General features: G+C 52.9%; 11 protein-coding genes. 3 read left to right on the top strand and 8 right to left on the bottom strand.

Annotation, left to right across the window (positions count from 1 at the left end; genetic code table 11):
• Positions 1–31: 31 nt before the first annotated feature.
• A complete protein-coding gene (locus EDM54_RS00555) occupies positions 32–715 on the bottom strand; it encodes an MOSC domain-containing protein (RefSeq protein ID WP_003389388.1) in 684 nt (227 codons plus the stop codon).
• Between the two features lie 188 nt (positions 716–903).
• Here EDM54_RS00555 and EDM54_RS00550 point away from each other — a divergent pair, with 188 nt between their 5' ends.
• Complete coding sequence (locus EDM54_RS00550) at positions 904–2,649, top strand: RNA polymerase sigma factor (RefSeq protein ID WP_371862592.1); 1,746 nt, start codon at positions 904–906, stop codon at positions 2,647–2,649.
• A gap of 243 nt (positions 2,650–2,892) precedes the next feature.
• Here EDM54_RS00550 and gatB read toward each other — a convergent pair whose 3' ends face one another.
• From gatB to gatC, 3 genes are read right to left on the bottom strand one after another with little or no spacing between them, the layout of a single operon-like run.
• Positions 2,893–4,329 carry an Asp-tRNA(Asn)/Glu-tRNA(Gln) amidotransferase subunit GatB gene (gene gatB, locus EDM54_RS00545; RefSeq protein ID WP_003389391.1) on the bottom strand — a complete coding sequence of 479 codons (1,437 nt, stop codon included), beginning with the start codon at positions 4,327–4,329 and terminating at the stop codon, positions 2,893–2,895.
• Between the two features lie 5 nt (positions 4,330–4,334).
• Complete coding sequence (gatA, locus tag EDM54_RS00540; RefSeq protein WP_024983566.1) at positions 4,335–5,807, bottom strand: Asp-tRNA(Asn)/Glu-tRNA(Gln) amidotransferase subunit GatA; 1,473 nt, start codon at positions 5,805–5,807, stop codon at positions 4,335–4,337.
• Positions 5,808–5,842: 35 nt separating this feature from the next.
• Positions 5,843–6,133, bottom strand: a complete 291-nt coding sequence (gatC, locus tag EDM54_RS00535; RefSeq protein WP_003389393.1) for an Asp-tRNA(Asn)/Glu-tRNA(Gln) amidotransferase subunit GatC — start codon at positions 6,131–6,133, stop codon at positions 5,843–5,845.
• An 876-nt stretch (positions 6,134–7,009) separates the two neighbouring features.
• Here gatC and EDM54_RS00530 point away from each other — a divergent pair.
• Positions 7,010–7,441 (top strand): SRPBCC family protein, encoded by a 432-nt coding sequence (locus EDM54_RS00530; RefSeq protein ID WP_122957585.1) that lies wholly within the window; start codon positions 7,010–7,012, stop codon positions 7,439–7,441.
• A 142-nt stretch (positions 7,442–7,583) separates the two neighbouring features.
• On the opposite strand, the gene asd is transcribed toward EDM54_RS00530, so the two are convergent.
• Complete coding sequence (gene asd / locus EDM54_RS00525; RefSeq protein ID WP_122957584.1) at positions 7,584–8,432, bottom strand: archaetidylserine decarboxylase; 849 nt, start codon at positions 8,430–8,432, stop codon at positions 7,584–7,586.
• A 157-nt stretch (positions 8,433–8,589) separates the two neighbouring features.
• Between asd and EDM54_RS00520 the strand changes: the two genes are divergently transcribed.
• Positions 8,590–9,501 carry a diguanylate cyclase domain-containing protein gene (locus tag EDM54_RS00520; protein WP_003389397.1) on the top strand — a complete coding sequence of 304 codons (912 nt, stop codon included), beginning with the start codon at positions 8,590–8,592 and terminating at the stop codon, positions 9,499–9,501.
• Here the strand turns inward: EDM54_RS00520 and EDM54_RS00515 are convergent.
• From EDM54_RS00515 to EDM54_RS00505, 3 genes are all read right to left on the bottom strand, one after another.
• Positions 9,491–10,456 carry an MraY family glycosyltransferase gene (locus EDM54_RS00515; RefSeq protein ID WP_003389398.1) on the bottom strand — a complete coding sequence of 322 codons (966 nt, stop codon included), beginning with the start codon at positions 10,454–10,456 and terminating at the stop codon, positions 9,491–9,493. The genes EDM54_RS00520 and EDM54_RS00515 overlap by 11 nt on opposite strands.
• Before the next feature lie 139 nt (positions 10,457–10,595).
• A complete protein-coding gene (pruA, locus tag EDM54_RS00510; RefSeq protein WP_003389399.1) occupies positions 10,596–12,143 on the bottom strand; it encodes an L-glutamate gamma-semialdehyde dehydrogenase in 1,548 nt (515 codons plus the stop codon).
• Between the two features lie 264 nt (positions 12,144–12,407).
• Entirely contained in the window at positions 12,408–13,475 is a 1,068-nt protein-coding gene (locus EDM54_RS00505; protein ID WP_003389400.1) for a CamS family sex pheromone protein, read from the bottom strand.
• Positions 13,476–13,516: the final 41 nt, after the last annotated feature.

Genomic DNA, 13,516 nt, shown 5'->3' with positions numbered 1-13,516 from the left:
GAGCACTTCCATTCTTACAAACGAAACAATCTCACCCGTACAGTCTCTTGGCCGGGTCTGTTTCGTCGCCGTTCAGGCGCTTTTGAAAGGTCTTGCGCCAGTTTTCGGACAGCTCCGCCACTGCCAGGATTCGTTCGGCCGCTTCCCGGTTATTCTTGTCCCGATGCATGATATGGTTTGCCTCCGCCACGGTGATGCCCGCCGGATGGCGTTCGATCAACGTGATCTCGCTGGCCGGAGATACGTTTCCTTCTTGCAGTACACGAAAATAAAAGCCGGTATATCCCGTCTCCTGGACCCACAAGGCCAGCTGTGGCAAATCGTAGCGCTTTGCCAGCTTGTGACAGGGCTGTCGCGGCTGGGTTACTTGCACAATCGCTTCGCCAAGCTGGTAGGTATCTCCGATGCACACGTTCGTTTCCAGCATGCCTGCAACCGTCAAATTTTCTCCGAAAGCGGCGTATGGCAGCTTGCGGTTCAAGCGTTCCTCCCAGTACGCATAATGCTCATGAGCGTATACACAGACCGCCTTTTCCGGTCCGCCGTGGTGGACGAGATCAGCCTGTCCGTCTCCCGTCAGGTTTACAGCCGAGAGGAAGAGTGTCTCCGCTGCCGGCTGTTTAAACATTCCCGTCAAAACCTCTTTGCCTTGGTAAAAAAAGCGCTCCGGCTTTCCTACATTGAGCGAAACAAGCTTGATTGGACCATGACTCATCGAGCCATACCTCCCTGTTTCATCCTGTGATGAATTCCTATACAATCATGTCAGAACTGAAAGTTTCTGTAAATGACAAAACACGCACGATTTTGTTCATTATTTTTGATAGAACGCAGTCATTTTGTCAGAAACTCTTCTTTCGAGGAGTCTATGTCGTAGGTCAACTTACTTGCGAGGTGTTTGTTTTGCAAAAGGAGCTTTTCCAATCCGAAATGATTGAAGCGCGGGAGGAACAGGAAGATTCGGCTTTGGTCGAAAAAGCCCGCAATGGGGACAGGGAAGCCTTCGGTGAGCTTGTCAGAAGGCACCGGGCCAAGGTGTACGGGTATGCCCGCTCGTTTACAAAGGAGCCGTTTTTGGCGGAGGACATCGTCCAGGATGCGCTCATCCGGGCGTTCCTCCATCTCGGCACACTGGTCGACAGCCGCCGGTTTTTGCCCTGGCTGCACCGGATCGTCCGCAATCAGGCATACACCCGTCTGAAGGCGGCGCCTCAAGCCAAGGAGCAGGTATTTTCTTCCTGGCATTCACCTGCTGAGGAGGAGGGAGAAACGGACTGGCAAAGCCTCGACAGCATCCTTTACCGGTTGGGCCGGCAGCATGCCCAGTCGCTCCGCGAGCAAACGGCTGCTCCAGAGGAGACCTTGATGCGTCGGGAGCTGCTGGAGACGATCATGCACATGCTCCGGTGCTTGAATCCAAAGGAGCGGCGAATCTTCGAGTCCCATTTCTTCGACCATCTCTCCCCACAGGAGATTGCCGGAGTATTTGGCATGTCGCAGGCCAATGTCTACCAGATTCTGTCCCGCTCACGGAAAAAGCTCTTGCGGGAAAAAATTCGTCTCGCTGTTGACCAATACATACTCAATCGAAAGGATGAGGGACTCATGAATAAGGTCACGTTGAAAAAGCCCGAAGCATTCTCGCAGCGCGTATGGACGACTGCTGCAGCAGCGATGTATGGACTGACGGAATACACGGAAAAACGCTTTTCCCTGCCCATGGTGATGGGACTTACCGGGCACGCTTTTCGGATCAATGTCGTTCCCGGCGAGATTCACATTGCCGGACCAACCATGTTCGACTTTGACAATGTGCTGTCGGAAGGAATGCGGAATCTCGGCTTTGAGGTAAAAGTCGTTCAACAGCATACGCAAATGGCCCCCGGTCCTAATGCCAATCAGGCGGACCCATCCTTGTTGACGGCGGCGGCGCGTGAAAAAAGAAGGCTTCCCGAGGTATTGCCTGAAGCTCTTTCGCTCATCCACGACGCCATCGACCGGGGACATGCCGTGCTTTCCTGGGATTTGTTCATACCCGAATTCGGCCTGATCTACGGCTATGACACCGAGACCCGCCAATTTCAGGCGGGAGACAACTGCGGGCATGATAAGCCCATTGCCTACGACCATCTCGGACGCGGTCTGGTTGAAGAACTGTTTGTGCTGGCCATCGACAAGCAGCTGGACATCGACCAAAAGACGATGCTGGCAAACGCACTCAGAACGATCCTGCATCACTATCGTCAAGAGACGAGCGGGCCTGCCTGCGCTCACGGATTGGCCGCCTACGATGCTTGGCGGGAAGCGTACCTGCAAAAAGGCATCGAGCCAAACGGCAACGCCTACACGACCGCTGTGGTCGGAGACGCTCGCCGTCACGCTTCGCTTTTCTGGAAGGAAATCGCGGAAACCTGGACCGACGCCCAGTTTGACAAGATTCGCCCGCTAGTAAAGGACGCCGGTGAGCTTTACACCCAAATCGCGGATGAATACGCCACTCTTGCCCATAGGTTCCCGTTTCCAACCGGAGGCAACCCCAATGATCCCGATGAGTCCCGGGAAGCCGTACAGGTGCTGGATAGGATCAAAAAGCTGGAGGAACAGGCTGTCGCTGTGCTAGAGCAAATGCAAGAGAAGCTTTCGGTGTAAGGCGAACGCCAGATAGCCACGCAGCAAGTCATACGCATATGCAAAAAAATTTGCACAGCAGATCAAATACGAAATGGCTCTAGCCGCAAGTTAAAGGCTCTAGCTGCAAGTTAAAGGATTTAGCCGTAAGTTAAAGGCTTTAGCCGCAAGTCAAAAGCTTTGGCCGTTGGCCCAAATGAAAGAAGGCCCGCATTGCCGTATCTTTGGCAAAGCGGGCTTTCGTGTTGCGATTTTTTGCTTCTGCTACATATTTTTCAGTGCTTCTACAAGCAGCTTGTTCACCATGGGCGGGTTGGCTTTTCCGCGGGTTTGCTTCATCACCTGTCCGACGAAGAAAGCGACTGCTTTGTCGTTTCCTGCCTTGTAGTCGGCCACGGCTTGCGGGTTGTTGTTCACCACTTCTTGTACGATGGCGAGCAGAGCGCCCTCGTCGCTGATCTGGACGAGCCCCTTTTCCTCGACGATTTGCTTTGGCTCTTTGCCTGTCTCGACCATTTCCTTGAAAACGGTTTTGGCAATCTTGGAGGAGATCGTGCCGTTTTCGATCAGCTTGATCATTTCGCCCAAGCCGTGCGGCGTGATTTTTACATCAGCCAACGTCAGGTTGCCAGCATTCAAATAACCGAGCAGCTCGACCATCAGCCAGTTGGCTGCCGCTTTAGGATCAGCCCCTGTCTTGACGGTTTCGTCGAAGAAGTCGGCCGTATCCTTGGACATCGTAATCACGCCGGCATCGCTTTGCGGCAAGCCGTACTCGTTGACATAGCGGGCCTGGCGGGCGTCAGGAAGCTCGGGAATCGTAGCCCGGACCGCCTCGATCCACTCCTCGGAGATTTGCATCCGCACCAGATCCGGGTCCGGAAAATAGCGGTAGTCGTGCGCTTCTTCCTTGGACCGCATGCTTATCGTTTTTTTGTTGGCCTCGTCCCAGCGGCGTGTCTCCTGCACGATTTTTCCGCCGGAGGTCACCACCTCTTTTTGCCGCTCGACTTCATATTCCAATGCCACCTGTACGTTGCGGAACGAGTTCATGTTCTTCAGCTCGGTTTTGGTACCGAACTCCGCTTGGCCTGCCGGACGGATCGATACGTTGGCATCGCAGCGCAGCGAGCCTTGCTCCATTCGGACATCGGATACCTCGGTGTACTGGATGATCGCTTTCAGCTTTTCCAGGTACGCGCGAGCCTCTTCAGGCGAGCGGAGGTCCGGCTCGGAAACGATCTCGATCAGCGGCACGCCCACACGGTTGAAATCGACCAGGGATTCGCCGCCGAAATCGCTGTGCGTCAGCTTGCCCGCATCTTCCTCAAGATGGAGGCGGGTAATGCCGATCCGCTTTGTCACCCCGTTGACCTCAATATCAATCCAGCCGTTATAGCCGATCGGCTGGTCGTACTGCGAGATCTGGTACGCTTTTGGCGAGTCTGGATAAAAGTAGTTTTTTCGGTCAAATTTTGTCTCTCTGGAGATTTCGCAGTTGAGCGCAAGCGCCGCCTTCATCGCGAACTCCACCGCCTGCCTGTTGGTCACAGGCAAAACGCCCGGATGTCCGAGGCAGATCGGGCATACATGTGTATTTGGCGGCGCGCCGAACTCGGTCGGGCAGCCGCAAAAGATTTTGCTATTCGTCGAAAGCTCGGCGTGAACCTCAAGGCCGATGACGGTTTCAAACTGGCTCATGACTCTTACCCCCTCACCCATTCCGGCTTGCGCTGGTAAAATCCAGCCGTTTGCTCATAGGCATGAGCGACGCGCAATACCGTGGATTCGTCAAACGCCTTCCCGACGATCTGCATGCCGATCGGCATTCCGTTTTGCGCAAATCCGCACGGAACGCTGATGGCTGGCAAGCCCGCCAGGTTGACCGGAACGGTGCAAATATCCTCCAGGTACATCTTCACCGGATCGTCGACGTTTTGGCCGATCTTGAAAGCCGTGGTCGGCGTGGTCGGATGCAAAATGACGTCGTAATGGGCAAAGACATCGTTGAAATCCTGGATGATCAGCGTACGTACCTGCTGTGCCTTTTTGTAGTACGCATCGTAGTAGCCGGACGACAGCGCGTACGTGCCGAGCATGATGCGGCGTTTTACTTCCGGTCCGAAGCCTTGGCTGCGGGATTCCTTGTACATTTCAATCAGGTTCTCGGCGTTGTCCGCACGTACGCCGTAGCGCACCCCGTCAAAACGGGCCAGGTTGGAGGATGCCTCCGAGGACGAGAGCAGGTAGTAAGCCGGTACCGCGTATTCCGTATGCGGCATCGACACCTCGCTCCAGGTGGCGCCCATGCTCTCCAGCTGCTTCAAAGCGGCCAGCACGGCATCGCGCACCTCGCTGTCGATTCCTTCGCCGATCAGCTCTTTCGGAACGCCGATCCGCAGCCCTTTGACATCGCCGGTCAAAGCAGACAGGTAGTCGGGAACGTCTACCTTGGCGGACGTGGAGTCGTACTCGTCGTGTCCGGCAATCGCCTGCAATACGTAAGCGGAATCCTCCACGTTTTTCGTGATCGGACCGATCTGGTCAAGCGACGAGGCAAACGCCACCAGACCAAAACGGGAGACGCGGCCGTATGTCGGCTTCAATCCAACGACTCCGCAAAAAGCTGCCGGCTGGCGGATCGAGCCGCCCGTGTCGGAGCCGAGCGTAAAGAAGAAGTGGCGGGAAGCCATCGCAGCTGCAGAGCCGCCGCTGGAGCCGCCTGGCACGTATTCGGTATTCCACGGGTTTTTGGTCGGGTAAAACCCGGAGTTTTCATTGGAACCGCCCATGGCAAACTCGTCCATGTTCAGCTTGGCGACGATCAGCGCATCGGCGTCCTTCAGCTTCTTGGAGACGGTCGCATCGTAGATCGGATCGTAATTGCTCAAAAATTTGCTGGCGCAGGTCGTACGCAGACCGCGGGTTACGATGTTGTCTTTCAAACCGACAGGCAAACCGTACAGCAGCCCCATCTCTTCGCCTGATCCTGCCAGACGCTCGTCCAATGCCTTTGCTTGGGAAAGAGCGCCTTCCTCGTCCACATGCAGGACCGATTTGATTTCGCCGTCGTGCTCCTTGATGCTGGCGATGGACGCTTGCACCAGTTCAGCAACGGACAGCTCCTTTGAGCGCAGTGCGCTATGTATTTCCGACAATCGCTTGTCAAACAGCGACACGTGGGTGTCCTCCCTTCAGGTGATAACCGTTTCGTCTATTCAAACACAGCCGGTACTTTAAACTGGCCTTCCTCATGCTCTGGGGCGTTTTTCAACGCTTCTTCATTGGAAATGCTTGGACGATTGACATCTTCGCGCATGACGTTTTTCACGTCTGTTGCATGACTGGTCGGGACGACGTTTGACGTGTCCAGCTCATTCAGCTTGGCTGCGAATTGCAGAATCGAGTTCAAATCCTTGGTATACCGCTCCGCTTCTTCTTCTGTAAGGTTCAGGCGGGCGAGATTGGCTACGTGCTCTACTTCCTTGCGGCTGATCGCACTCATGGTTCCACCTCCGAATCTATCACATAATTTTGATCTTACTTGAAAAGAGCGGGTGCAGTCAATTTTCGGGGGGATTTCTTCCTTTGGTGATATGTGGGTCGGGCTTTTCGTATAACGCTGGTCGGGTTTTACGTTTTGCGTAGACCGGTTCTTTGCGTGATGTTATCGGGCTTCGGTTGTGACGTTGGTCGAGCTATAGTGCAGGAGATGAAACAGGGAGAAAACGCTCAAGGTTCGGTGGGACACTGCTGGGAGCTGGACTGGCCGGCTTCATTCCAAAAGCGGAACCGCGTCCAAAAGCAGCCGTTTCCGGAGGCGTCTCAGAGTTGGACGCTGAAAGCGTGTTCCGCTTTTTCCATTACGCCTGGGGAGTGTCCCAAAGACCTTCGCTGTTTTCTCCCTGTTTCATCTCTACAGCTGATTGGTTTCATTCGATCTCTATGAAAGAAAGCATATTCAAAGCGGATACAATCTCTAAAGCCTTTAGAAGTCGAACAACGTTACATTATGATTTGCGTGCCGATACTCCTTGTTAAGGATCACCGGCCTGGCCAGTAGCCGAAGATATTAAAATTTTTGACACGTGACAGCAGGATAGTTGAGGCTCGTGCGGAATGTAAAGGAAAACAGTTTGCTTACAAACCCGTTTGCCCAAACCGTTTGCCGCCTCGCAGTACGCTGATATTCATTCAGACAACCCAAGCAAAGCTGCCTGCGGATCGTTCAGTGTCCCTGCCTTCTTACGGGCTGATTTTCAGAATAGCAATCGAAAAGAAATCTCGTTTGCGGCTTTCGGTTATGATAGGTGTAGGCAGATTGTTCTTCATCTATTACGGAAGGCATTATTACACTTTCCATATAAAGGAGGCTTTTTTCATGGCAAATGTGAATCCGGCAACGATAACAGTAGAAGCGGTCGTTCATTCCCCCGTGGAATTGGTGTGGGAGTATTGGACAGACCCGAAGCATATCACGCAATGGAATTCGGCTTCGGATGACTGGCACACGCCATATGCCGAGAATGATCTAAAGGCCGGCGGCAAGTTTGTTTCGAGAATGGAAGCGAAAGACGGCAGTGTTGGATTTGATTTCAGCGGGGTATACGACGAAGTGAGCGTAAACGAGCGTATAGCCTATACGATGCCCGACGGCAGAAAAGTGCAGATCTCTTTTGTTCGCCAAGGTAACGACACGCTAATCATCGAATCGTTCGATGCGGAAGAAACCCACACAATCGAGATGCAGCAAGCCGGCTGGCAAGCGATTTTAGACAATTTCAAAAAGTATGCAGAGTCGGTCAAAAAGTAAATAGGGACGTTTTAGTCATAGAAGCGCGCATGCCATCATTGGCATGCGCTTTGCATTGCATATTTTGTGGAACCAAAAAGGCCTTTGCAAACGCAAATTGCTTGCTTGGGCCCTCTGGTTGTCGGTTAACGTTTACGCCTGGTTATTCGCTTGGTTTCAGTTGTGCCAGCTTTTGGCCCATGAGAACCGGGCTGCCGATCTTTACGTCGTCGGCCCATTCCAGTTGTCTGGATTCAAACAGCAGGATGACGGTGGAGCCGAATTCAAACCAGCCGAGCTCGTCTCCCTTTTGGTAGTGTGGGGTTCCGGGGATGTCCTCGCTGGTTTTGCAGCCGCGTTTGACGTTGGTCGTCGCTTTGTTGTACATGACCTTGACGCTGCCGACAAAAAGGGCGCCGACCTTGACGACGGCTACTCGCCCCAGCTCGCTTGTTTGGACGTGAGTGACGAGGCGCTCATTGCGGGCGAACAGCTTGTCGACGTGCTCAATGCCGAGCTGATTGACCGGGTAGAGTCGGCCCGGCACGTACGTGTAACGGATGAGGTCTCCTTCCACCGGCATGTGAATCCGATGGTAATCGCGCGGGCTTAAATAAATGGTAATAAACTTTCCGCCGTAAAAGCGCTGGGCCGCTTCCGTCGTATCTCCGAGCAGATCAGCCAGACTGTACTGTTTTCCTTTTGCCTGGATCAAGGTACCTTCGTGAATATCTCCCATCTGTGAAACCGTACCGTCGACGGGACTGGCTACTACGTCGTCGCCAGGAGCAATCGTCCGGACTCCGGGCTTCAGCCTGCGCGCAAAAAATTCTTTTAACGATCTGTATTCACGTATCGGCTTTTCAACGATCGAGGGGTCGATATTGTAATGTCGTATATAGTGGCGGATCGCCAACCGGCTGAAACGCGAAGCGGTAATTTTGCCCATGGTCCGCGACATGACGTTCTGCGGCAGCCGATGAATGAGTCCGGGAAGGATTTTCTTGTTCATAAGCATCCCCTTGTTCTTTCCGTTCAAAATCTATCCATACTGTACCATCTCGGGGTACCGCCAGTAAAGCCCACTCCGACTATGGCCTCATCATTTTCTTGTCCTTCATTTGCTATACTAAGATGGAAATACAGCATGACTTACAGGAGAGACAATCATGACAAAGCGCGATATTGAGAACCTCATCCATCAATACGGCGATGTATTATCCTGCTTTTTTCAATATATGTCCGATATGGTTTTTCTTATGTCGGTAGAAGAGGGAACCCGTTTTCGCTACGTCCTGATGAACCCTCCTGCCATGCAGGCCGCCCGGCTGACAGAAGAAGCCTACGGCAGGCTGATCGAAGAAGTGTATTCCGACGAAAAAGCAGCCAATTTGAACAGCATGTATCGGGAGGCAGTGGCAAGCGGCAAACCGACACATTATACGACTTACGACGAAATCATTGGCGAGTCCGTTCTCACCCCGATCTATAACAGTGAGGGTGTCTGTACCCATGTGTTTGCTGTGACCCGGGATATTACAGAGCGCAAGCAGTTGGAGACCCAGCTTGAATTCATGGCGTACCATGATGTTTTGACTGGCCTTCCCAATCGCCGCCTTTTGCTGGATCGGATGCAGCAGGCGATGTCTCAGGCGACCCGAAAAGGCAATCAGCTCGCCGTCCTCTACCTGGACTGCGACTACTTTAAAGAAATCAACGATACCTGGGGACATGACGTGGGAGATGAGTTTCTTCGCGTACTCGCCAAACGGCTCACCTCGTGTGTACGGGATGTGGATACTGTTGCCAGGCTGGGCGGGGATGAATTCGTCCTTTTGCTCACCTCTTTGGATACGGCCGAGGAGGCAGCCAAAGTGGCCAGCCGCGTACTGGAGGCGTTGAAAAAGCCTTTTCTGATTCAGCAGCATCGTTTTCACTTGACGATGAGCATCGGCATTGCCCTTTTTCCAAATGACGGCCCAGATTCCTCCCAGCTCCTCCGCCACGCAGACAAAGCCCTTTACCGAGCCAAGGAAGCCGGACGCAACCAATTTTGTTTTTACTCTGCTCCTACGGAATAATCCAGAAGAACAACAGCAGCGAAAGCGCAGAAAAGATAAAGCTCACCACATACAGGACGACAACCGTTTGTTTGGCGGACAAGCCAAGCGACATCAAACGATGGTGCACATGCCTACGGTCGGCCTGGTACATCGGCGACCCTGCCAATGCTCGGCTGATCATCACTTGGACGGTATCAACGACCGGCAGTCCCAATGCGAGGACCGTCACGACCAGTGTGATCAGAGTCGCTCCCTTCATCGCACCCTCCAGAGAAATCAGAGCCAGGGCATATCCGAGAAACATCGAGCCCATATCCCCCATGAACATTTGTGCAGGAAAAAAGTTGAATCGCAAAAAGGCAAGCGCGGCACCTGCCAGAACGACGGCAATCAAAGCTGTAAGGCCCTGTCCTTTAACATATGCGAGAAAAAACAGCGTGATCGCGGAAAAGACCGTCGCTCCGGAAGCCAGACCGTCAACGCCATCCAGGAAGTTGACCATGTTGATCAAGCCCGTAATCCAGATCACTGTTGCCAGACAGGAGAGCCAGACGGGAAACAGATAATAGTCACCCGTGTCACCGCCCAGCCACGGAAAGGATATGCCGCGAAAACGGATATCGCAGACGAAAGCCAGCAAACCTACCAATACCTGTACCAACAGCTTGGGCAGAGCAGGGAATTCCTTTCTACGCGCCTTATACGCGTCATCGGCCCAGCCGACCGCCATCAGGAGCAAGCTGCCAATGATCAAAACTGCCACCAATTTTTGCAGTCCTGCAAAAAAAATGGTCACCACTGCGACTCCGACGAACATCGCCAGTCCCCCGGACAACGGCATTGGCCGGGTATGACCTTTCCGTCCCTGGGGAATATCGAGCAGCTTTGTCTTCCATGCTATGGCTCTGGCTGCAGGCATCAGCAGCCAAACCAGAAAAAACACCGCTACCCCCGGGACCAAATAAGATAGCATGCCTTTCACCCACCTAGACCATTTTTGCTTAGTGTGAACAAAAACGGGATGAAATAGCGATGCAAATCGCGATTGGGTCACAGGCGCAACATAAAAAAGCTGCCCGTAAAACAGGCAGCTTTTTGTAAAGCAGAACGAACTACAGTTTTTCGGAAACAAGCTTTGCTTGCGTGAACAGCAGCAGGTAATCCGGGCCGCCAGCTTTGGAATCCGTACCGGACATGTTGAAACCGCCGAACGGATGCACGCCCACCAGTGCGCCTGTACATTTGCGGTTGAAGTACAGGTTCCCTACGTGGAATTCGCTGCGTGCCTTCTCCAGATGTGCACGGTTGCGGCTGAACACGGAGCCGGTCAGGCCGTATTCGGTGTTGTTGCCGATTTCCAGCGCATGATCAAAGTCTTTTGCTTTGCAGAAGGCCACGACTGGTCCGAAGATCTCTTCTTGCATGATGCGGGCTTGCGGCTCTACATCAGCAAATACGGTCGGCATGATATAGTAGCCGTTTTCTGGCCCTTTCTCTCCGCCTGCCATCAGCTTGCCTTCTTTTTTCCCGATCTCGATGTACTCGAGAATTTTGTTGTACGCCTTTTCATCCACAACCGGACCGGTGTAGAAATCAGGGTTTACCACATCGCCGACAGTCAGCTGCTTGGTCAGCTCAACCACCCGGTTCAGGACCTTGTCGTACACGTCCTGGTGAACGATGGCACGGGAGCAAGCAGAGCATTTTTGGCCGGAGAAACCGAATGCGGAAGCAACGATTGCTTGAGCAGCCGCTTCCAGATCGCAGTCATTGTCTACGATGATGGAGTCTTTTCCGCCCATTTCCGCTACGAGACGCTTCATCCATTTTTGACCCGGACGGTGTTTCGCAGCCAGTTCATTGATGCGCAGACCGACGTCACGGGAGCCTGTGAAGCTGATAAAGCGGGTTTGCGTATGTTCAACCAAATAGTCGCCGATTTCGCCGCCGGAGCCTGGTACGAAGTTGACAACCCCTGCAGGTACGCCTGCGTCTTCCAGGATTTCCATGAATTTCGCAGCAATTACCGGAGTGGTGGACGCCGGCTTCAGCACGACAGTATTTCCCGCTACCAGAGCTGCAGTCGTCATCCCTACCATGATCGCGAGCGGGAAGTTCCAAGGCGGAATGACAATCCCTACGCCAAGCGGTACGTAATACAGCTCGTTGTCTTCATCCGGGATGCGGGTCAGCGGATGGCGCTCGGCGAGCTTATCCATTTGACGGCCGTAGTACTCCATAAAGTCGATTGCTTCAGCCGTGTCGGCATCTGCTTCCGCCCAGCTTTTGCCTGCCTCTTTTACCAGCCAAGCAGAGAATTCATGCTTGCGGCGACGAAGGATGGCAGCCGCTTTGTACAGATAGCGGGAACGCGCTTGCGGCGGTACAGCCTTCCAGGTTTCAAATGTCTGAGCGGCAGTCTGGATTGCTTTTTCAGCCAGGGCTTGGTCAGCCTGGGATACTACGCCGATTACTTGCTCTTTATTGGAAGGGTTGATGGAGCGGGATTTCTTTTCGGTTTTGATGCGCTCTCCGCCGATGATGATGTCGTATTCACGGCCCAGCTCGCTCTCTACCTTTGCGAGCGCCTCTTGAAATGCCTTTTTATTTTCCGGCAAGCTAAAATTGGTAAACGGTTCATTTTTGAATTCGACTTGCATCTGGAAAACCTCCTTATCATTCTTCCATTCTTGTCATCCAAATTTATATGCAAGGATCATACCAATTTGGCTGGATTCTTTTCGCCGTGTTAGTGTTTGCATTTTTCTCGAAAAACAACAGGGTTTCTTATGTATCGGGTTATGAACATTCGTGTCCAAATCACTGAACACTTATAAACAAATGTGTTCATATCATCTGTCATTCTACGCGAAAAAACGCCCTCTCCGTTCCGAATGAAAAGGAAAGGGCGTTTTTGCTCTTTGTTATTTTCTGTAAATATGCATGTATGGTTCCCCGCTGGTTGGCCGAACATACAAGGCCAGCGGCTGATTAATCGTCTGAACATACAGATTGACGTGGACGTTCTTGTCAAAGGTCTGTTCAATTGCGGAAGCTGCAAATTGCGTAAATTGCAGGACTTGCGTCCGGGAATCGTACTCAGCCGTAGCCGTAATCGTCAACTCGGTGAGTCTGCCGCCCATAAAACGGCCGATTCCGGTCATTCCGATATACTCTTTGAAGTAAGACTGCGTTTGACGCTTCAGCTTGTCGTACTGCAGGGCTTGCTGGGGATATGCTTTTTCGGCGTCGCTGCTCGGGAACAGGTAGAATTCTTCGTCAATGGGCTGCCATTTTCCGATTGAAGACTCACCTGCATTCACCGTACCGGACATGATGAACTTGCCCGGAATCAGCGTGGAATTTGGCTCTGGCACCTGGAACAAAGCGATTACAATCGGGACTTCTGTAGAGTTGGCTCGAACACTCTGTACGATTTTTGACGCCAACTGCTGTCCCTTTGCCCGCAGTTCGTCCGTCGTATAGGTTTTCTCCTGCCCCGTCGCATCCTGGTAAACCGGGGACAGGGAGAGTCCGAGTACCATTCCGGCCAGTTGCTGCTTGTCCTTGCTCAGATAATCGTGCTCAAGCACGTGAACAAGGCTGCTGGTTTTCCCCTTGCCGTTGGGACCCCCGGCCTTTTCTTGCGCGATCCAGTCCCTTACCTGATCTTTTGTGATGAACTGGCCTTCCTGGAACAAATAATCGGACGTAGGGAAGGTATCGCGCGCAATCTCCATCAGTCCGAGCTCCAGGTGGCTGAAGTCGATCCGATAAATCGTGCTGGCCAGTATTCCGCGCGTTTGGTTTGGTTGGTAGGGCGGAATGCTGCCGTAATAATCCTCCGAAACTTCCACAACAGGGGAAAGCGAAGGGCTTGCGGGCTGCGATTCCTCTTGACCTTTTCCTCCTGGCAGAAGCGAGCAGCCTGCAGCCGTCATGGCCAAAATCAACGTCAGCGGCAACATGTACATCCATCGTTTTGCTTTCATCCATCCAAACTCCTTACACAACGAAAGAGGCCGAAGCCTCT

The sequence above is a fragment of the Brevibacillus borstelensis genome, assembly GCF_003710865.1.
Classification (GTDB): domain Bacteria; phylum Bacillota; class Bacilli; order Brevibacillales; family Brevibacillaceae; genus Brevibacillus; species Brevibacillus borstelensis.
This window is presented reverse-complemented; position numbering and strand designations above follow the sequence as displayed.